The sequence below is a fragment of the Sphingobacterium sp. 2149 genome (assembly GCF_031455655.1).
In the GTDB taxonomy this organism is placed as follows: Bacteria; Bacteroidota; Bacteroidia; order Sphingobacteriales; family Sphingobacteriaceae; genus Sphingobacterium.
Genome location: NZ_JAVDTD010000009.1, coordinates 113,445 through 133,393 on the forward strand (window position 1 = coordinate 113,445; position 19,949 = coordinate 133,393).

Annotated in this window: 17 protein-coding genes; 9 read left to right on the plus strand and 8 right to left on the minus strand. The window is 39.4% G+C overall.

The window, feature by feature from the left end; translation table 11 throughout:
• Window positions 1-264: 264 nt before the first annotated feature.
• From J2X77_RS14320 to J2X77_RS14345, 6 genes are all read right to left on the minus strand, one after another.
• Window positions 265-1,026, minus strand: a complete 762-nt coding sequence (locus tag J2X77_RS14320) for a LytTR family DNA-binding domain-containing protein (RefSeq protein ID WP_310081259.1) — start codon at window positions 1,024-1,026, stop codon at window positions 265-267.
• Window positions 1,026-1,973: a sensor histidine kinase gene (locus J2X77_RS14325; protein ID WP_209574441.1), complete on the minus strand. Its 948-nt coding sequence runs from the start codon at window positions 1,971-1,973 to the stop codon at window positions 1,026-1,028. Before J2X77_RS14325 ends, J2X77_RS14320 begins: the two co-directional genes overlap by 1 nt.
• 371 nt (window positions 1,974-2,344) lie before the next feature.
• Window positions 2,345-3,790, minus strand: a complete 1,446-nt coding sequence (locus tag J2X77_RS14330) for an efflux transporter outer membrane subunit (protein WP_209574439.1) — start codon at window positions 3,788-3,790, stop codon at window positions 2,345-2,347.
• Window positions 3,791-3,796: 6 nt separating this feature from the next.
• Window positions 3,797-6,985, minus strand: coding sequence for an efflux RND transporter permease subunit (locus J2X77_RS14335; protein ID WP_209574438.1), 3,189 nt, complete (start codon window positions 6,983-6,985; stop codon window positions 3,797-3,799).
• A gap of 13 nt (window positions 6,986-6,998) precedes the next feature.
• Entirely contained in the window at window positions 6,999-8,201 is a 1,203-nt protein-coding gene (locus J2X77_RS14340) for an efflux RND transporter periplasmic adaptor subunit (protein WP_209574436.1), read from the minus strand.
• Between the two features lie 78 nt (window positions 8,202-8,279).
• Window positions 8,280-8,879 carry a TetR/AcrR family transcriptional regulator gene (locus J2X77_RS14345; RefSeq protein WP_209574434.1) on the minus strand — a complete coding sequence of 200 codons (600 nt, stop codon included), beginning with the start codon at window positions 8,877-8,879 and terminating at the stop codon, window positions 8,280-8,282.
• A gap of 341 nt (window positions 8,880-9,220) precedes the next feature.
• Between J2X77_RS14345 and J2X77_RS14350 the strand changes: the two genes are divergently transcribed.
• From J2X77_RS14350 to J2X77_RS14360, 3 genes are all read left to right on the plus strand, one after another.
• Window positions 9,221-9,664, plus strand: coding sequence for a DUF1572 family protein (locus tag J2X77_RS14350; RefSeq protein ID WP_209574431.1), 444 nt, complete (start codon window positions 9,221-9,223; stop codon window positions 9,662-9,664).
• A gap of 263 nt (window positions 9,665-9,927) precedes the next feature.
• Entirely contained in the window at window positions 9,928-12,483 is a 2,556-nt protein-coding gene (locus J2X77_RS14355; RefSeq protein ID WP_209574429.1) for a BamA/TamA family outer membrane protein, read from the plus strand.
• Window positions 12,484-12,518: 35 nt separating this feature from the next.
• Window positions 12,519-13,304: a helix-turn-helix transcriptional regulator gene (locus tag J2X77_RS14360; RefSeq protein ID WP_209574427.1), complete on the plus strand. Its 786-nt coding sequence runs from the start codon at window positions 12,519-12,521 to the stop codon at window positions 13,302-13,304.
• Window positions 13,305-13,349: 45 nt separating this feature from the next.
• Here the strand turns inward: J2X77_RS14360 and J2X77_RS14365 are convergent, their stop codons facing one another.
• Complete coding sequence (locus J2X77_RS14365) at window positions 13,350-14,012, minus strand: DUF1349 domain-containing protein (RefSeq protein WP_209574425.1); 663 nt, start codon at window positions 14,010-14,012, stop codon at window positions 13,350-13,352.
• A gap of 245 nt (window positions 14,013-14,257) precedes the next feature.
• Between J2X77_RS14365 and J2X77_RS14370 the strand changes: the two genes are divergently transcribed.
• Window positions 14,258-14,884: a bifunctional 2-polyprenyl-6-hydroxyphenol methylase/3-demethylubiquinol 3-O-methyltransferase UbiG gene (locus J2X77_RS14370; RefSeq protein ID WP_209574423.1), complete on the plus strand. Its 627-nt coding sequence runs from the start codon at window positions 14,258-14,260 to the stop codon at window positions 14,882-14,884.
• A 10-nt stretch (window positions 14,885-14,894) separates the two neighbouring features.
• Window positions 14,895-15,803, plus strand: coding sequence for an NAD(P)/FAD-dependent oxidoreductase (locus J2X77_RS14375; RefSeq protein ID WP_209574421.1), 909 nt, complete (start codon window positions 14,895-14,897; stop codon window positions 15,801-15,803).
• Window positions 15,804-16,057: 254 nt separating this feature from the next.
• Here J2X77_RS14375 and J2X77_RS14380 read toward each other — a convergent pair whose 3' ends face one another.
• Window positions 16,058-16,789: a DUF1080 domain-containing protein gene (locus tag J2X77_RS14380; protein WP_209574419.1), complete on the minus strand. Its 732-nt coding sequence runs from the start codon at window positions 16,787-16,789 to the stop codon at window positions 16,058-16,060.
• A 729-nt stretch (window positions 16,790-17,518) separates the two neighbouring features.
• Between J2X77_RS14380 and J2X77_RS14385 the strand changes: the two genes are divergently transcribed.
• The 4 genes from J2X77_RS14385 (at window position 17,519) to kdpA (ending at window position 19,938) form a co-directional block, all read left to right on the plus strand.
• The gene (locus J2X77_RS14385; protein WP_310081262.1) at window positions 17,519-17,641 is read left to right on the plus strand and encodes a hypothetical protein; all 123 of its coding nucleotides are present in this window, start codon (window positions 17,519-17,521) and stop codon (window positions 17,639-17,641) included.
• A gap of 26 nt (window positions 17,642-17,667) precedes the next feature.
• Window positions 17,668-18,045 (plus strand): hypothetical protein, encoded by a 378-nt coding sequence (locus tag J2X77_RS14390; RefSeq protein ID WP_209574417.1) that lies wholly within the window; start codon window positions 17,668-17,670, stop codon window positions 18,043-18,045.
• Window positions 18,046-18,123, plus strand: coding sequence for a potassium-transporting ATPase subunit F (locus J2X77_RS14395; RefSeq protein WP_209575115.1), 78 nt, complete (start codon window positions 18,046-18,048; stop codon window positions 18,121-18,123).
• A gap of 129 nt (window positions 18,124-18,252) precedes the next feature.
• Window positions 18,253-19,938 (plus strand): potassium-transporting ATPase subunit KdpA, encoded by a 1,686-nt coding sequence (gene kdpA / locus J2X77_RS14400; protein WP_209574415.1) that lies wholly within the window; start codon window positions 18,253-18,255, stop codon window positions 19,936-19,938.
• The last annotated feature ends 11 nt before the right edge of the window (window positions 19,939-19,949 follow it).

Genomic DNA, 19,949 nt, shown 5'->3' on the forward strand with positions numbered 1-19,949 from the left:
AAAGCCGCTAGGCATAGAAATAGACTGAGACGTTACAATTGCTTACTGAACCGTCAAAGTGATGATCTGAATTTTAAGACCTAAAGCTGTATAGCCTGCTTTTGATGAAGATAATTATGCGATGGATTAATGTTTGCTCTTCCGTGTAAGGAAAGCTAATTTTTTCCTTCACGCAAAAGAAGAGGATAGGTCAGTTTTGACCATCACGCAGGTGCAGAAAAATAATAGTGTTTGATTGGTCTTAAGTGTATTTTATATCCGCTATCAATAGTCTAACCAATTCTTCAGGAGCTGCGCTTTTTCTCTGCTCACAAGAATTTCCACTTCGTCGTTATTTTTCATTTCTATCTTAAGTTTTCCGTTAAAGTGATTATGCAATCTCTTGATGGCATCTATGTGCACGATGAATTGTCTATTGGCACGAAAAAATACTTTCGGATTTAATTGCTGTTCGAGTTCTTCCATGGTTTGCGGTACGATTTCGACCGTGCCGCATTTAAGCTGGGCATGGGTAAGTTTAAATTCTGAGTAGAAATATAATACATCTTCCACGAGGATGGTCTTAAAACCGTCTTTGAAAGGGATTAGAAAACGCAAGCGAAAATCTTTCGGATAGATAAAATCCAGTAAACCTTGAAGCGGTTGTTGGTTAATCAGCAGATCTTTCCGATGATCGAGTTTTTGGACGGCATTTTCCAGTTCTATTTTTTCGACAGGTTTGAGCAAGTAATCTATACTATTGAATTTAAAAGCCCTCACGGCATATTCGTCAAATGCAGTCGTAAATATGATTGGGCAGTCTATTTTTATGGTTTCTAAAATTTCAAAGCTTAAACCATCGGATAAGCGAATATCCATCATCACGAGATCTGGAAGCTCGTTACTATTAAACCAGTTGATGCTATCAGCGATATTATCCAATACATCCAAAATAACGATGGATGACTTAATTTCCTTCAAAAGTCGTTTTAAACGATCTGCATTGAGTTTTTCGTCCTCGATGATTAATACTTTCATTATACTCATTACGCTTGCGCTAAAAGTGGGAGGATTACATTAAATGTTTTTCCATCATTATTAATTTGCAATTTTAAGTTTGAAAGCAAATCGTATCTTTTAATGATGTTTGAAATACCGATTCCAGATGATTCGGAGACACGCTCAATCGGAATTAATATGTTTTCAACAACAAGTTGATTGTGGGCGTTGGTATATACTTTGATTTTCAGTGGTTTTTTCTTATTTGTCTGGTTATGCTTTAAAGCATTTTCTACCAATAACTGCAAGGTGAGCGGTGGCAATTGGAAATTGCGTTTGGCAGGGTTAACGTTTATCTCGAAGTTAACTCCATCTCCAAATCGGCTTTTGATAAGAAATATATATGAATTTAGAAAATTGAGCTCTTCTTCTAGTGAGATAATATCTTTTTTAGAATTGACAAGAAGGTAGCGATATATCTTGGAGAAGTTTTCTGCATACTCGTAACCTGATTGCTGGTCTTCGAGAATGATTTCTGATAGTACGCTCAGGTTATTAAATACAAAATGAGGGTCGATTTGTAACTTTAACGATTGAAGTTCTGTTTCTAGAATGACCTGATCGAGCTTAGCGGCACGCATGGATTCATTTTTCCAGTTGGTGATCAAATGACTACCGATATTGATACCCATTATCATGAGCGCAATCAAAACACTAATTGTAATATTTTGTATCATGCCCCTTTTTTCCTCCAACGATGGTGCTATAGTAACATTTTGGGGACCAACGTAATATTTTGAGATGAGGTACTCCAAGAGTAAGTTGATAAATAATACCGTCAAGAGATTGATGACGGTTTCAAGTAGCAGTCGCTCCGTCGGGCTATCTTTCCAAGTTAAGAACTTGTCAAGTTTGTCATGGACAATGATGCTGAATTCGGATATGATAAAGCTGTAGATGATCGTAAAAGTCCACTCCCCGAGTATTTCGAACATGTTTCTTTGAAAATAGCCATTCCAACAACTCGAGAAAGGATCTATAATATATGCGACCAAATAAATGAGCAGAAAGGACAGAAAGGTGAATATCAGCCTTTTTTTATTTTTACTAATTAGATTATTCTCGTCTTTATAGATCGTTATATCCCGCATTCGTTTAACTTATATTTCTAGGTGAAATCTATACAAATTTTGTAATTTCTTTTAGTATTAGACGACAAATTTCTGCTGAAGCGTATAAAGCCCCTACTGAAATATCAATTTGATGCACTCAGCCGTATATTGTTGTAGCACACAAAAGAGGGGACCCTAGGGTCCCCATCTACCAGATATGTATAAATAAAATTAGAAAATGCTTGTTTAAAGCCTTAATTATTGCTCCATCCACCGCCTAAGGACCGATAAAGATCAACAACAGCAGCAAGCTCCGCTTTTTTCACCTGAGCGAGCTCAAGCTCGCTTTGTAAGATGTTGCTCTGGGCCGTTATTACTTCCAGATAGGTGGCCATTCCAGTTTCAAATAGAAGGTTCGCATGTTTTGTAGCTTCTTTCAACCGGTTGGTTCTATCCAATGTAATCCGTTGTTTTTCTTTCAATTTTTTAATTGAAATTAGCGCGTCGGCTACTTCCCCAGCAGCTGAGATTACTTTTTGCTTGAAAATCAAGACGTTCTTTTCTTGTTCAACACGTGCCAGTTCATACTGGGTTTTCAGTTCCTTACGCTGTAAAATCGGCTGTGTAATACTTCCTGTAATTGCACCGAATAACGACGCAGGTAAGTTAAACCAATTGCTTGCTTTGAATGCATTTACACCAGCTTCAGCACTAATGACCAAAGAAGGATACATCCGCGCTTTTGCGTATTGCTGATAAGCCTGTGAAGCCGTGATAGCGAGTTCCGCTTGTTTGACATCGGGACGATGACTTAACAAATCGGCTGGGATACCCGTTGCTAAGTCTTCAGGAAATTGAATGTTCGACAATTTCTCCGTTATTTGAATCTCCTGTGGAAGTTTTCCACTAAGAGTCTGAATAGCATTTTCCTGAATATGGATCTGTTGTTCAAAGTCAGGAATTAAGGCGGCGGCGGCCAATCGCTGCGCATCGACTTGTTCCAAAGCAAGCAGGGTAATGTCACCGACTTCATATTGCTGCTGCACGATACGTAAGGTTGTATCACTTAATTCCAAGTTTTTTTTGGCGATATCACGCAATTGATAAAGCATAAGAAGTTGATAATAGCCTTGAGCAACTTGGGCAATTAATTGGGTCTGGATTACTTTTTTTGCTTCTTCTGTCTGCAGATAAGAAGCTAAAGCGGCGATATTTTGGTTTTTGATTTTACCCCATATATCGGCTTCCCACGATAAACCTAAGGATGCTGTATAATCCTCCACATGATGTTGGCCTAAAAACTGCCCTAGGCTCAATCCATTCATGCTGTTATTGGACGGATTAGTGCTATTTCCACGGATCTGTAATTGGGCCGTGGGAAGATAGTTTGCCTTTGCTTGTTTGAGGCTCAGTTGAGACGCTTCTATATTTTTCAGTGCCAGTTGCATGTCTAAGTTATGTTGTATAGCACTATCGATCAAGGTTCGTAAGACCTGATCCGTAAAAAAATCACGCCATGGAATAGAGCCTATACTAGTTTCCTGCGGAGCGTTAATCTGCTCGCGGTATTGTTCGGGTAAGTTCGGCGCAAGATGCTGGTTGCTGACCAATTTCTCTGTTTTGCAAGACCATGCGACAAAAGATAAGATCAAAACCGTCAGTAATTTTGCTTTACTATTTGTGTATTTAGATGTTGTCATGATGTACTAATTGTTTGTGTGCAGGGGTATTTCCAACGAAGCTTGTTCCTGTTCACGCTGTTTTTGTTGCGGAGCGCGTCCTATTTTCTCTTGTATAAATTGAAAGAAAATAAAGAGTATTGGGATAATAAAAAGACCTAAAACGACTCCAGTAAACATACCGCCCGCAGCGGCAATACTGATAGAGTGATTTCCTTGAGCTGATGGGCCAACAGCAGTCATCATTGGAATCATTCCAACGATAAAGGCCAGCGAAGTCATGATAATTGGTCTCAACCGTAACCGTGCTGCTTTCAGTGCTGCACTAGGAATAGATAACCCCTGTTTACGTCCCTGGATAGCAAATTCTACAATTAAAATCGCATTTTTAGCCAATAAACCAATCAACATGACAAGCGCGACTTGTACATAGATATTGTTGGCAATATCAGTGAAGCTAATTGCCGCGAAGACTCCAAATATACCGGTAGGTATAGAGAGAATAACCGCTAATGGAATGATATAACTTTCGTACTGTGCTGCAAGTAGGAAATAAACAAATATCAGACAGAGGATAAAAATCAATGTGGACTGACCTCCAGAGACAATTTCTTCTTTGGTCATGCCTGAAAACTCATAAGTGAACCCAGTAGGCAATTGTTGTTTCGCAACTTCTTCGACCGCACGGATAGCATCTCCCGAACTATATCCTGGTTTTGGTATCGCATTTATTCCAATCGAATTAAATAGGTTGTAACGGGATGCTGTTTCCGGGCCATATACACGTTCTAATTTTACTAATGTATTGATGGGAACCATGTCTCCTAATCTGTTTTTTACAAAAATTCCGTCCATCGAAGTTGGTTCACTTCTATCCTTAGCATCGGCTTGCACCATCACACGGTAATACTTTCCAAAGCGATTAAAATCTGAGGCTTGAGCACTACCAAAATAGGCTTGCATGGTCTGTAGTATGCTTTTTGTGCTTACGCCAAGTTGTTCTGCTTTAATATCATCCACTTGGAGCTCATACTGTGGATAATCTGCTTTAAAGGTTGTGAAGGCCATCATGATCTCAGGACGTTTCATCAATTCGCCAATGAACTTTTGGCCTATGCCACTGAATTTTCCAAGTTGTCCGCCGGTTCTGTCCTGTAATACCATGTCCAGACCATCTACGTTACTGAATCCTGGAACAGTAGGGAAGGTAAAGACAAAGAAATTTGCGCCTTTTATATTTGCCAAGCGCTGATTGACATCGGTCATAATAGCGTTGATATCTTTTATCTTACCGCGCTCGTCGTGTGGTTTGAGGAGGATAAATGCAACACCTGCAGATGGACTTGTAGATTGTGTCAAAATATTGAATCCGGCAAGTACATTTAACGTTTTGGTAAAATCAGCATGTTGAAGTTGCTTTTCTGCTTCGGCCAATGCTCCTGATGTACGATCTAAAGAAGCACCTGCTGGCATAGACAGCGATATTGCAATGAATCCTTGATCTTCAGATGGAATAAATCCGGTAGGCGTTCTACGAATCATAAAGATGGTCAAAAGCAGAGTAATTGCTAATCCCGAAAATGCAACCCATTTATAACGAATCAAGAAGCGCAGACTACCTAAATAGTTTTTAGTCAACCGGTCAAATCCAACATTGAATCCAGCAAAGAAACGTTCCTTGAAATTAAGTTTCTTAGCATCAGAATGACCATGATGCGTTGGTTTTAAGAAGAGTGCACATAACGCAGGACTTAGTGTCAAGGCGTTCACTGCTGAAATAACAATTGCAATCGCTAATGTAAATGCAAATTGTCGGTAAAACACACCGGTAGAACCTTCCATAAAGCCGATGGGAAGGAACACGGCAGACATGACTAGGGTAATAGAGATGATTGCACCGGTGATTTCACTCATGGCAGAGGTTGTCGCTAATTTAGGGGGTAAGTTCTCATGTTCCATCTTGGCGTGCACAGCCTCTACGACTACAATTGCATCATCGACGACAATACCAATGGCAAGGACGAGTGCAAATAAGGTCAGCAGATTGATGGAAAAGCCAAAGAGTTGCATGAAGAAAAATGTTCCTACGATGGCTACGGGGACAGCAATCGCGGGTATTAATGTCGATCTAAAATCCTGAAGAAATAAAAAGACAACTAAAAATACCAGTATAAATGCTTCAACAAGTGTATGCTTAACTTGGTCAATGGATTGATCAAGCGCATCTTTTGTATTGTATAAAACAAGGTATTTGACACCTTTGGGAAAACTTAAAGAGGCTTTTTCCATAAATTCCTGGATTGCAATCTGAATTTCGTTTGCATTTGACCCGGCCAGTTGCATGACTCCAATGTTTAATCCTGCTTTACCGTTGATACGGGTATGACTCGCATACGTATAAGATCCTAACTCTACCCGAGCTACATCTTTTAGTTTTAGTACAGAACCATCGGTATTGGAGCGAATAATAATGTTTTCGTAATCACTAGGTTGATTGAGTTTACCTTTATATTTGATAACAAATTCGAATGCTTCGCGACTGTTCTCGCCGAATTTACCAGGAGCAGCTTCTACGTTTTTATCCTGGATGGCAGCCATTACCTCTTCAGGTGTTAATTTATAGTTCGCCATTTGGTTTGGATTGAGCCATACACGCATGGAGTAGTCTTTGCTACCGCCAAATGGAAGCGCCTGTCCAACCCCCGGTATCCGTTTTAGTTCGGGAATGATATTGATCTGCGCGTAGTTGGTAATAAAGGTCTGATCGTATTTACTCTGATCTTCCGTGTAAAGGTCCAATACCATGATTAAGCTGTTTTGCTGTTTAGCGGTGGTGATACCGGCTTGTACAACTTCAGCTGGCAATTGGCTCGTTGCCTGAGCCACACGATTTTGTACGTTCACGGCCGCTTGATCGGGGTCTGTGCCCAGTTTAAAATATACCGTAATCATTAACGAACCATCATTACTAGCGGTAGAGCTCATATAGCTCATATTTTCCACTCCATTGATGGATTCTTCGAGCGATGGGGCTACGGCGCGTAGCACCGTTTCGGCATTTGCCCCAGGATATAATGCCGTTACTTGCACCGCCGGCGGTGCAATATCGGGAAACTGCTGCAAAGGCAGTTTAAGGATACCAATCACTCCCAATATGACAAGTAAAATGGAGATAACGGTAGCAAGTACAGGTCTTTCGATAAATTTCTTAAGCATGTGTTTTCTGTTATTATAATGAGTTGATGCTATCTATAGGTAAAATTTGTGGTGTAATTTTCTGTCCATCCTGAAGCAAGTCGATGCCTTTATAGACAATTCGGTCCCCCGAATTCAGTCCTTTACTTACTAGATAATTTGTGCCACTTTTTCCTATGACCGTAATTGGCTGTTGGACCACTTTATTTTCTTTGCTAACGGTATAAACGAATATTTTATCCTGCATTTCAAGGGTAGCAAGCTGCGGTACCAATAATGCTTGGTCATATTTCTTCTGTAGTCTGACGCGTCCGGTGTTTCCATTGCGTAATACCCCTTCTGGATTAGTAAAAGTTGCACGAAGTGTAATCGCGCCGGTATGTTTATCAAACTGTCCATCGACCATATCTATTTTTCCTTTCTGATCGTAAATTGTCTGATCCGAAAGAACTAGGCTGATGGGAGGTAGGTTGCGAAGCTTTTGTTGTAGATTAATTCCTTCCGTATTGTTTTTGAATGCGATAAAGTCATTTTCTCCCAATGAGAAATAAACATGAAGATCGCTTACATTTGACAATGCTGTAAGAGGCTGTGAGTCTGTTGGGCCCACCAAACTTCCTTGTTTGCGCTGCAACCTGCCGATGTATCCTTCGGCTGAAGCCCGTATTAAAGTGTATCCCACATTTATTTTTGCAGCCTCCACCGCCGATAGCGCTAGTTGTACATTTGCTTTAGCAGCATTACGGGCGCTAATTGCTGTTTTTAGCTGAAAATCCGTCAGTACTTTGGTATTTACCAATTTCGTCTTCTTTTCGACTTCCAACTCAGCATTTTCCAAGGCAGCTCTTGCTGCAAGTAGAGTTGCCTTCGCTTGGTTTAATTGTTCCTGATAAGGGCGGTCGTTGATCTTGAATAGTGCCTGACCTTTACTCACTTTAGCACCTTCATCGATATAAATGTATTCCAAGATCCCCTCTACCTGTGGTCTGATTTCGATATTAGCCGATGCCTCAATAGTGGCAGGATATTCTTGATAAACGGTCTCGTTACCTTTCTCGATCGTGAGGACAGGCAGGTTAACCGGCGGAGAATCAACTGTTTTACTCGTTCCGGTTGAACAGCTATATAGAATGATTACACTCAGCAAATATGAGGTCTTTACGATATTAATTCGTTTAACACTGTTAAGTGTAAGGGCGTAAAGCATTTTAAGATTTGATAATAAATTCGTTTTCATTTGATATTAATAGTTGAAGTTTTGGTGTATTTAACGGTGTTAGATTTTTTAACGTTGTATTTTTTAGTATAAAAAAAATTAGTCAGTTAGCGAGCGAGTGATACCATAAATGGCATCTTTTAAAACCTCTTGATTGGTTGTGTCACCATTTCCCTGGTTTACCAGATTGATCGAGACTAGTCCATGTATGATCGACCAATAGGTGAAATACTTTCGACAGATCAATTCTTCTGATGGCTCTTTATCTTTCATGATTTCTCGGATGACATCGCTAATAAGTTTTCCATGAGATTCCGCACATTTATATGTTTTTTCAAAACCACAACAGGCAGTTCCTACTCCAAACATTAACTGGTACAATTCCCGTTCTTCAAAAGCAAAATCCCAATAGCTAAACCACATTGCTTCTAATTGTTTCTCGAGATCGGTTTCAGTTGATTTGGCTTTTTTTACTTTTTTGGCTAGTAGGAGATAGCCTTGGCTGGCAAGCTCCATTAAAATAGCATCTTTATTAACAAAGTACTCATATATCATGGGGGCAGTATACTCAATGATATCTGCAATTTTGCGCATACTTAAAGCCTGCCATCCTTCTTCTTTTACGATTTGGAGCGCAGCATCTAGAATATTGGATCTATTCTCACCTTTGAGCCTTTGTATACGTTCTTTACTACCCATGTTTATGTGTAAACAATTTAACAGTGTTAAGCAAAATTGATATTTTTAATTTTATTTATTGACATCTAAAAGTCATTAAATAAAAATACATCAATTTGTAAGCTCAATATTGGCATTTAATCGTTTTAACCAGACCTACCTCGTGTACAGAAAGTGTACACTTATTAGCGTCGCAATCCAATAGGTTACTTGTCCGAACTGCGCTTCGGACCACTAGCTGGTGTAGATTTTGCGATTACTATATGAAGGGAAAGGTTATTCAGTCGATAGCTTCGGCGGCAAAAGTTGATGTGTTGCTATATAAGTTGGTTTTTGGCATAAAATATACTTAAATTTATACTATGCTAACAGAAACTTTAAAAAGCCTTTTCCACCGGGACTTAAACCGACTACGAAATGAAATTTCATTATACAAGAACGAGAGAAATATATGGGTTATTGAAAGTGATATTTCTAATTCAGCAGGTAATTTGTGTTTACATTTGATTGGAAATCTTCAAACCTATATCGGTGCGGAATTAGGAAAGACAGGATATATTAGAGACAGAGCTGCAGAGTTTTCTTTAAAAGATATTCCTCGAACAGTATTGATAGATCAAATAGACGATACGATTGATGTGGTTACCCGTTCCTTGGATCTGTTATCGGAAGAAAACCTTCAAGAGGTGTATCCCATACTCGTGTTTGAGGAAAAAACAACGACTCAGTATTTGCTTGTTCATCTGACTACCCATTTAACTTATCATCTTGGACAAATAAATTATCACCGTCGACTGTTAGATTAATCTGGATAGTAATTCGCTTATTATGCTGCGCCTACTATCCAATTGGCGCATGCAAACCTGTTGTCGCCTTTGGATCTTAGCTGCCGACATCCTTCGAACTGAGCGCCATAAGCTTCACCGAAATAGCCGCATTATTCTAAAAAAGGAACTGAATTTTTTGATTCTTTGTTTTAAAAGGTGAACTTTATCCCAATTATACATCGAGGCCATCAAACATTCTATCTATATCGACTGTTGATTTCTCGAAGACCGACGGAGATAGAATGAGAAGAATCTTTACATTAATCGCCTGCTGCTGTATTTTTAATTCACAAGCGCAGCGTATAGACAGTATGACCACGGTTATTGCGCCCGAATATGACCGTGTGGGCTTACTGCATCGATTTTGGCTCGGAGATAGTTACCGTAAATTATACAATACTCCTGTTAAGATGCGGGTGATGAATCTCGGTACGGAGCGAGGTGGACTTCAGATTGTTAAGTTAGGCGGAGGAATGCAGACACAGTCGCTTCGATTGGTAGATTCTATGGGTAGGGAGTGGGTGCTCAGGTCTATACAAAAATATCCTGAACGCAGTCTACCAGAAAGCCTTCGAGAGACATTTGCAAAAGATATTGTACAAGATCAGATTTCGATACATCACCCATTTGGGGCATTGACTGTACCGCCATTTAATAAAGCATTGGATATTCCTTCAGCTTCGCCGGAACTGGTTTTTGTAGGAGATGACCCTGGGTTAGGTGAGTATCGCGAAGTCTTTAAAAATAGGGCCTATATGTTTGAGTCTCGTACCCCTTTTGAGGATAAGAAAACAGATAACACGGCAAAGGTCATGCGTAAGGTGTTAGAAGATAATGATACGCAAATTGATCAAAAGCTTACGTTACGCGCCCGGATGCTCGACTTTACGCTTGGTGACTGGGATCGTCATGAAGATAACTGGCGTTGGGATCCTGAAAAGGAAAAAGGTAAAAAGATCTATACTCCTGTCCCTAGGGACAGGGATAAGGTATATTATAAAACATCGGGTGTATTTCCAACATTACTTTCCTATCAATGGTTGAAGGCCCATTTGCAACCATTTAGTCCGCATATCCGTAATGTGCCTCACTGGAATTTTAACGCTAGCACTTTTGATCATTTCTTTCTTACTCATCTTACAGAAGATGAATGGATTGATGAAATACAATTGGTTCAGAAAACATTGACGGATTCGTTAATCCACCAAGCGATGTTAACGATGCCCGATACCATTGTGAAAATGAGTGCCAATGAATTGGAAACAAATATTCGCTCGAGAAGGGACGAACTGATGGAAAGCGGGCTAACTTACTATCGATTTCTTGCGCGTATCGTTGAATTACCATTGTCTTCCAAGTCTGAATTTGTAGATGTTGATTACAATAAAGATGGTTCAGTTACGATTAATATCCACAATAAGAAAAAAGATGGAACCGAAGGGCGAAAATTGCTGAAGCGGACTTTTTTACCTGATCAGACTAAAGAAGTCCGTATTTATGGCATATCGGGTGCTGATGAATATAAGCTACATGGGTCGGGCAAATCGCCTATAAAGATCCGGCTAATTGGTGGTGATGGACAAAATCTGTACCGTACAACTGATAAGTTTGTCAATGGGAGAAATGTTTACATCTATGATGCGAAAGAGCAAGTACCGGGTACTATGCATGTCGATGATGATATTCATCTCAAGCTGAGCAAAGATACCGCTGTCCATAAGTTTGATTACGAGAATTTTATCTATGATCGTAAAGGGGTCGTTTTTAACCTTGATTATGGAATGGACCGTGGGCTTATTTTTGGACTGGGGTACATGATCGAAAATCAGGGGTTTAGAAAAAAGCCCTATGCTTATCGACACCAGTTTTTGGCTAGTTACCTAACTGGTCGAGAATCATTTATGTTTGATTATAAAGGGAATTACAAAGATCTCATTGCGGGGCACGATCTTTATATTCATCTTTCTTCTCTTGGTCCCAAAAACCTGAGTAATTTCTTTGGATATGGGAACAATACTAGTTTTGATAAGTCGGGTTCAAAGGGTATTTCCTTTTATCGGAATCGATATGATCTTGTGAGCGGAGACATTTTTCTGGAAAAGTATTTAGACCCTAAATTCAAGGTATTCTATGGATCTTCGTCCGAATATTATACAAGTAAAGAATCGAATAATTTTGGACGTTATTTCGAGGAGTTCAATCAAAAATATCCATTAGAACCGATCTATGGAAATAATTTCTTTACGGGGCTTACTGCCGGGATAGAATATGATACCCGTGACAATGTTGCTAATCCTAAATCTGGAGTACACCTACATACCAGGTTAGGCTGGAATACAGAAATTGGAGGCGAAGGACGAAACTATACGAAACTACAGCACGCTATGAGTTTTTATAAAACCATTGCCAACAATTATGTTACTTTTGCTAACCGGGTAGGATTTGATGCTGTATGGGGAAATCCCTATTTTTATCAGCATGCACAAATAGGAGGTGAAATGAGCTTAAGGGGATATAATTCACGGCGATTCACTGGAAAAACAGCTCTTTATAATAATTTTGATATGCGATTAAAATTATTTAGCTATGCTTCTTATATCGTTCCTGGAACAGTAGGAGCAATTGGTTTTTATGATGTCGGAAGGGTATGGATGAGTCACGAAAACTTGAATGACTGGCATATGGGTTATGGAGGTGGGATTTATTTTATGCCCGGCGACCTACTCACAATCCAGGGTGTAGTGGGTTTTAGTAAAGAAGCAACCTTGCCTTATCTACGCGTTGGACTTTCTTTTTAAAGACCTAAAAGGGAGCTTCCTAAGTATGAATTGAAATGAAATCGGAGATCAAAAAAAAATTAGATAAAAATTTCGCGGAGCGTAGGCTGCGGAATAGCAGCGTCGATTTGTCTGTACTAAAACACTATAAGACCTACGCAAAGACTTTTGCCGACATTCATAATGGTATAGCGGTACTGAGTGACCTGACAGCGAACTGGAGTTATACCTACATCGGTAAACTTGCAGAGCGGCTTTACCTTCCCGAAAATGATAAGAAGATTGAAATAAATAGTATTTGGGAGGATTTTCTTCTCGAACGTGTTTATCCTGAAGATTTGGCTGTTAAACATGCTTTGGAGCTTCAGTTTCTCAACTTGGTCAAAAAGATAGATACAGCTGATCGATTCAATTATCAAGCAAACAGTGTCCTTAGGGTCGAGGGGAGGGAGGGGCAAATCATGCAGTTGTCCCATCAGATTTTTTATTTGGACACTCCAGGGCCCGAATTTCCGCAGTTGGCTTTATGCTGTTATACCGTATTGCCAGAAATTGAAACATCCATCAATCTGCGAAATTATATTCTCAATCAAGTAACAGGTGTTGTCTATCACCTGGAAGGTTATGGCGCGAAAACTTCGATTAGTACACGAGAGAAGGAAATTTTAAGCTGTATCAAGGAGGGAATGATTAGCAAGCGAATTGCCGAAAAACTTGGACTAAGTATAAATACAGTAAATCGTCATCGCCAAAATATACTCCAAAAGCTTCGTGTTCGAAATTCATATGAAGCAGTAAGTGTGTTTAATAAGATACAGCAGGATCATACTGAACAGATTTAAGATAACGCCCGTCTATGTGGCTATCTTAGGCGGGCGTCAGTATTCTTAGTTTGAATTATTATCTTTCAGCCATTTACTTCGACGTTGATCTGCAAGATGTTTGATCGTAAAATAATCAAATTTGGCCTCAAACCCATTGCCGTCTGGTGAAGCGGCCATTAAACCAACCATAACAGGATGATTATCCTGTAGCCAGGCATTTCTCATCATAATATACTCCTTGTCATCAAAAGAATAGAAAAATTCAACAGCATCTAATCGGCGTATCGCCTTGATCCAGATGTAGGGGATTTCCTTATCGATCGGAACAATACTCCAATCACTCGTTTTATGGGTAACGACCGTACTTAAATTATATTTTCCGTCCACAAATTCGATTCCCGCTTTTATATAGTTTTCATGATCAATGCGCAGCATAATACCTGCTTGATCGAACCGGGTTTTGTAGTTGGCGGAGATCTTCGCCTTGACTTCAAACTCTCCCCCGCGTAACGTATAGAAAAATGGGGCGTCATCTACTGTAAATCCATAATGGGAGATACGCCAATAATCGCTTTTAGGCGTAACAAGCATCGACAGCGAATTGTTTTTGATACTCCATTCTGTCGGTTCGTTAAACCAAAGCATCCGATCCAATTTTTGTGCGCTAGCCTGTACAGTTAGTAATAGAAGTAACGAAGCTGCTAAAAATGTCCTTATAGTTTTCATGTTTTTGTTTTTGTGATGAAATTGATTTCATCAGCAAAGATATTTAAGCATAGTATAAGTTTTCAATACTGATAAATAACCACGTTTTCAATAATACCCATTGTAATTTATTTGCAATTTAATTGCATTTAGTGTTTTTGCTACATAGTTGCAATAGTAAAAAATATTATCTTCGCAAAGTTGACTTTTAATCCATTAGTATACCGTATTGGTATGGCCTACAGGATTGATTTTCAATATTAAACATGATAAGCAACGGCAGTATGGAATTTTGGGAACGTAATTTTGTAGAGAAGCAGGAAATGTGGGGAGATGAAGCCGCAAAGTCTACACGTCTTGCAGTGCGCTTCTTTTTGGAGCGCAACATCAAAAATATCCTGATCCCCGGGTTCGGCTACGGTCGCAATGGTCGCCCGTTTTTAGAAAACGGAATAAAAATTACAGGTATTGAGATCTCTAAAACTGCCATTGAACTCGCCCGTAAATCCTTTGGGGCAGATACGGTTATCCATCATGGTTCGGTTAATGAAATGCCCTTTGATCGGGATATATATGACGGTATATTTTGTTATGGGCTTATTCATCTATTGGATGCTGATGAACGCATTGCGTTAATCCAGCATTGTTATGACCAATTGGCTGAAGGAGGTTTTATGATTTTTACGACCGTATCAAAGCTATCAAGCATCTATGGAAAGGGGGAGGCCATAGGCACTGATCGATTTGCAATGTTTGGAGGAGTACATATGTTCTTTTACGATGTTGATTCCATTCATGCCGAATTCGATTTCTATGGATTAATCGAAATTAGGGAAGTGGAGGAAAATTTTCCATTCTACTTCATCATTTGTCAGAAGCGGACTAATAATTAATAATGTATATATGAAAGATGATAGAAGTTTTGAGGTAATTATTATTGGGGGAAGTTATGCCGGGCTTTCTGCAGCGATGGCATTAGGACGATCCTTGCGAAACGTGTTGATTATCGATAGTGGTCTACCTTGTAATAGGCAGACGCCCCACTCCCATAATTTCATCACGCATGATGGCGAAAAGCCGCTGAGTATAGCTGAAAAAGCGAGGGAAGAAGTCCTTAACTACCCCAGTGTCAAGTTTCAGAAGGGACTTGCTGTGGTCGGTACGAAGACAACTGAAGGTTTTGAAATAATTACCGAGAATGGGGAGGTCTTTAAGGCTAAAAAGCTCATTTTCGCCACGGGTGTGGAAGATATTATGCCTAGTATACAAGGATTTTCAGCCTGTTGGGGAAGTTCGGTTATCCATTGTCCATACTGTCACGGCTATGAATTCCGGAAGGGAAAAACTGCAATTATAGCGAATGGTGAAAGAGCACTTCACCTTGCAGGTTTGGTTCACAATCTATCGTCCGACTTAACACTGCTGACTGCAGGTAGAGCAGGGTTCGATGTCAAGCAGATAGAAAAACTAAATCGACATGGTATTGCTATTATTGAAGAAGAAATCAATAAAATCCAACATAAGAATGGATGGGTTCAGCAAGTTCAATTAAAAGACGGGCGTGAACTTGCCTTCGATGCTGTTTATGCTGCCATTCCTTTCAGACAACACACTACTATTCCTGCTGCCTTAGGTTGTGAAATAACCGAACAGGGGCATATCCAAGTAGATAATTTTCAAAAAACTTCACTCGCAGGAGTATTTGCCTGTGGAGACAACTCCAGTGCGATGCGTTCAGTGGCGAATGCTGTTGCTACGGGAAATTTAGCTGGAGCAATGGTCAATAAAGAACTTGTCGACGAAGCTTTTTAGTGACTGTACTAATCTGTTTTCGGGCGTTAGTCGTACCTTACTCCCGTCTATTGGCACGTCCTTACTCTAAAGTTGTTACTGAAAAATTACATGTGACAATAGCAGATGTAATGGAAGAATCTAGTTATAAAAAAGATGAAACCACTATCGGTTTCATCTTTTCTACATTGGCCTAGAGATACCTTCCATAGCGAACAGCTGTTTCTTGATAGCTATTGCTTAACTTAACCTATAAGGAGAATAGGACTTTTTAATTACAATGGTTTTATTTTTAAATTTCTAAATGAGACACCTCTTGACCAATCCTGAAGCGCTATTTTTCCACTAATATGCTGACCAAACTCCGGATAATCTTTGAAATTACTATGTTTTACTAAATCTTTCCATTTTGCTGAATTAAAATCCATTTCAGCGGTGATTTTACCATTGAGGTAAAAAGTGACTTTTCCATTCTTTTGGATGATACTTGATTCATTCCAAGCATCTTGCGCTTTAACATTGACAAAGTTTTGCTGCGGTAGAAATGTATAGAGACATCCCGAACGCTTTAATGGCTTATCAAAATCAGGATGAGAATCGGCCAACAATTGGTACTCTGGTCCTGAATGGTAGGTCGCATCGATATCCGGTTTTTCCTGTACATTGACAAAAACACCGCTATTTCCTTCTTTTTCCAGTTTCCATTCAAACTTAAACTCATAGTTTTTATACTCCTTGTCCGATACTAAATCATATTTTTGGCTTTCGTTTTTGGGATCGCAGTATATCGTTCCATTTTTAACGATCCACGCTGTAGGCGCATTTTTACTATTATTGTACGTATGCCAATTGTTGAGTGTAGTACCATCAAATAGGAGTTGCCACCCATTACTTTGCTCTTCTTCTGTCAATGTATTGGGATTGCTTTTTTCACTTTGGCAGGACAGTAAAACAAAGCCCATAAAGACCGATAAGATAATTTTCTTAAAAAGGTTTAAGTCTATCATAGTTTAATTTCTATAAGTGTTCGTTTGGTAATTCTATGTTTCAACAGCTAAGCGCTAATTAATATAGTGTCTTCACTTGTTACGTTTCTACTAAGATAATTTTAAATACTTACTTTGCGCAACAATCTGCTTTTCCTCTGCAAATTAGTTACACAGTGCTTCTGATTATACAATCGAAAAAACGCCTCTTAGCATATGCATTTATCAATTTTTAAACCTTACTGTCTAGCCAGTTGAAACCATAACTGTCTAGTCAGTCGGTTGGACAGAGCGCATTAACTTGCCCCCTTTTTTTCAGAAGTGTAAGACAAGGTACAAATTATAATAATTTGATCACATTTTCCGCACAGTCATTCTCATTTTGATAAAAGGACCCTATCAAAATGATAGGGTTTCCAAATTCTTTTCGGAGTGTTTATTTTTTTATTCGCTGATTAATAGTTGTTTATGCTGTTTTTTGGCATGCTGGAACAACCTTTGGCTTATTGGGACAAATGACAATACAAATGGGAACAGAACGAAAAAGAATAACCTGCGGCAAAAGTCCTCCAAAGGAGTGATTGTCACAAATTCTAGTATGTAATGGAAATTTTAAAAAAAAAGAAATCGCGAATCACTAATAAAATTTAACAATGGTAATGACAATCATACTCCTCATAACTGGAATCTTTTGCTTCTGGTTATTCTACAAAATGGTGGATTTTTTTGAGAAAATATAGAAGAGATCATATGAAAGAGAAGCAAGACAATAAAGGTACAGTATCGCCGCACAATATATCGGGAGACCGCATAGCGAAGATTATTTTAATGGTGCTAATTATTGCGATGGTTTTTCAGCTCTATGTCGGTTAGATTTTGAAGTATAGTTCTATTCAAACATGAAAAAATTAAATCAATACAGGGCAGGTTTGTATATGGCCCTTCATTATAAGGAAATTCGATCGGAGATTAATTTCCTGCTTCGGAAGCACAATTTTGCCGGCGTCTTGCAGGCTGTGATTAATCATCTTCGACACTTGATTACCGTGCGCAGCACAGACAAAATCTGTCAGCATATCGAGTTTCTCGGAACGATTTACGGCCATGGAAACCATTACGTCAAATATATTTTGGAAAACCTTTTTGTAAGATCCTTGGGAGGTCTTCAACGCATCAGTACCGTTCATACATGGACCGTAATCGAAGCTCGGTTGCCCGTACCTTTTTTAGAAATCCGTAAAGGACAACAAATACATAATCTATTCATATCAAAATAAATGACAGCTTTATTTATTGTAGCACTACTGGTTTTTGGATATATCTGTTATGTACTTCTAAAACCTGAAAAATTCTAATAATGAGATTGCTCATACGATATCGTCACTCATGTAATAGTGCTCTACCCTACCATGAAATGGAAAAAGGGGTATGGTGTGAGTTAAAGATGGGAAATGATACACTTTTTATACAAATCAATTAAAGAAATGAATACAGAGATTCTTGGAATCATAGTAATGTTCATCGTAACATTGCTGCTTGGACTTCCCCTGGGAAAATATATAGCTAAGGTATATGGCAATGAAAAGACGTGGTTAGATCCATTCTTTGAGCCCATTGAAAGATTTTTTTATCGACTGACAGGAATTGAACCTACTTCCCAGATGACTTGGAAACAACACCTTATTGCTCTTTTGACTATCAATTTGGTTTGGTTTCTATTGAGTATGGTTATCTTAATGAATATGGGGCATTTGCCTTTGAATCCCGATGGAAATCCAGGAATGACTGCTGATTTGGCTTTTAATACCAGTATATCCTTTTTGGTCAACTGTAATCTTCAGCACTATTCGGGTGAATCTGGCGTAAGCTATCTTGGACAAATTTGGCTCATGTTTCTTCAGTTCGTGACAGCCGGTGTTGGCATGGCTGCCGCAGTTGTTATTTTCAAAGCTTTTAGGGATAAAACAACAACCCAATTGGGTAATTTTTATGATTTCTTTGTAAAATCATGTACCCGTATTTTACTGCCTCTTTCTGTGTTGGTTGCTACCGTTTTTGTGTTCCAAGGCATGCCTATGACCTTCGAAGGTAAGGACAGTATGGTGACAATGGGCGGAGATACTTTAGAGGTGAGCCGCGGACCAGTAGCTGCCTTTGTTCCAATTAAACATCTGGGTACAAATGGTGGTGGTTTCTTCGGCGCGAACAGCGCGCATCCACTCGAGAATCCGAATTATTTGACCAACATGGTTGAAATGATCGCCCAGTTTATTATCCCGATGGCCATGATATTTGCCTTTGGTTTTTTTATTCGCAAACGCAAATTTTCATGGATGATGTTTGGTGTAATGACCATTGGTTTTCTCCTGCTGGTCATTCCAAATATAAAAATGGAGCTTGCAGGAAATCCAGCTATTGCACAGATGGGGATTGACACATCGATGGGAGCTATGGAGGGAAAAGAGGTACGTATAGGTGCCGCCGCATCAGGGTTTTGGAGTATGGTTACAACGATGATTTCGACAGGTTCGGTCAATTCGATGCATGATAGTTATATGCCCTTATCTGGAATGAACGAATTGATAGCCATGATGGTAAATGCCTTCTATGGTGGTGTGGGAGCTGGAATACTCAACTTCTTTATTTTTATTATACTCGCTGTTTTCATCAGCGGTTTAATGGTAGGGCGTACGCCTGAGTTTATGGGTAAGAAAGTGGAAGCGCGCGAAATGAAAATCGCCATGATTGTTGCTCTTGCCCATCCTTTTCTAATCCTTGTCGGTACAGCACTTGCGACAGCATTTCCAGCCCAGGGTGCTTCTACATTGAACAATCCTGGATTCCATGGTTTTAGTGAAATATTGTACGAATACACCTCATCTGCGGCGAACAATGGAAGTGGCTTTGAAGGGCTTGGAGACAATACAATTTGGTGGAATATCTCGACGGGTATCGTCTTGTTGCTCGGCCGTTTTATACCGATCATAGGCCCTATAGCTATTGCAGGATTGTTGGCCGAAAAGAAATTCATACCAGAAGGGGAGGGGACGTTAAAGACAGATACCAGTACATTCGGTTTGATGGTATTTGCCGTGATTGCGATTATCGCAGCGCTCTCTTTCTTCCCAGCACTGGCCTTGGGTCCAATAGCGGAATATTTTTCCATGTAATACGTAAAATT

Excerpts from the sequence above, each read along its gene's own strand:
- J2X77_RS14395 (WP_209575115.1), top strand. The coding sequence starts at position 18,046 with ATGACAGCTTTATTTATTGTAGCACTACTGGTTTTTGGATATATCTGT.
- J2X77_RS14330 (WP_209574439.1), bottom strand. The coding sequence starts at position 3,790 with ATGACAACATCTAAATACACAAATAGTAAAGCAAAATTACTGACGGTT.
- J2X77_RS14345 (WP_209574434.1), bottom strand. The coding sequence starts at position 8,879 with ATGGGTAGTAAAGAACGTATACAAAGGCTCAAAGGTGAGAATAGATCC.
- J2X77_RS14370 (WP_209574423.1), top strand. The coding sequence starts at position 14,258 with ATGATAAGCAACGGCAGTATGGAATTTTGGGAACGTAATTTTGTAGAG.
- J2X77_RS14335 (WP_209574438.1), bottom strand. The coding sequence starts at position 6,985 with ATGCTTAAGAAATTTATCGAAAGACCTGTACTTGCTACCGTTATCTCC.
- J2X77_RS14355 (WP_209574429.1), top strand. The coding sequence starts at position 9,928 with ATGAGAAGAATCTTTACATTAATCGCCTGCTGCTGTATTTTTAATTCA.
- J2X77_RS14320 (WP_310081259.1), bottom strand. The coding sequence starts at position 1,026 with ATGAGTATAATGAAAGTATTAATCATCGAGGACGAAAAACTCAATGCA.
- J2X77_RS14325 (WP_209574441.1), bottom strand. The coding sequence starts at position 1,973 with ATGTTCGAAATACTCGGGGAGTGGACTTTTACGATCATCTACAGCTTT.
- J2X77_RS14365 (WP_209574425.1), bottom strand. The coding sequence starts at position 14,012 with ATGAAAACTATAAGGACATTTTTAGCAGCTTCGTTACTTCTATTACTA.
- J2X77_RS14390 (WP_209574417.1), top strand. The coding sequence starts at position 17,668 with ATGAAAAAATTAAATCAATACAGGGCAGGTTTGTATATGGCCCTTCAT.
- J2X77_RS14350 (WP_209574431.1), top strand. The coding sequence starts at position 9,221 with ATGCTAACAGAAACTTTAAAAAGCCTTTTCCACCGGGACTTAAACCGA.
- J2X77_RS14375 (WP_209574421.1), top strand. The coding sequence starts at position 14,895 with ATGAAAGATGATAGAAGTTTTGAGGTAATTATTATTGGGGGAAGTTAT.
- J2X77_RS14380 (WP_209574419.1), bottom strand. The coding sequence starts at position 16,789 with ATGATAGACTTAAACCTTTTTAAGAAAATTATCTTATCGGTCTTTATG.
- kdpA (WP_209574415.1), top strand. The coding sequence starts at position 18,253 with ATGAATACAGAGATTCTTGGAATCATAGTAATGTTCATCGTAACATTG.
- J2X77_RS14360 (WP_209574427.1), top strand. The coding sequence starts at position 12,519 with ATGAAATCGGAGATCAAAAAAAAATTAGATAAAAATTTCGCGGAGCGT.
- J2X77_RS14340 (WP_209574436.1), bottom strand. The coding sequence starts at position 8,201 with ATGAAAACGAATTTATTATCAAATCTTAAAATGCTTTACGCCCTTACA.
- J2X77_RS14385 (WP_310081262.1), top strand. The coding sequence starts at position 17,519 with ATGAAAGAGAAGCAAGACAATAAAGGTACAGTATCGCCGCACAATATA.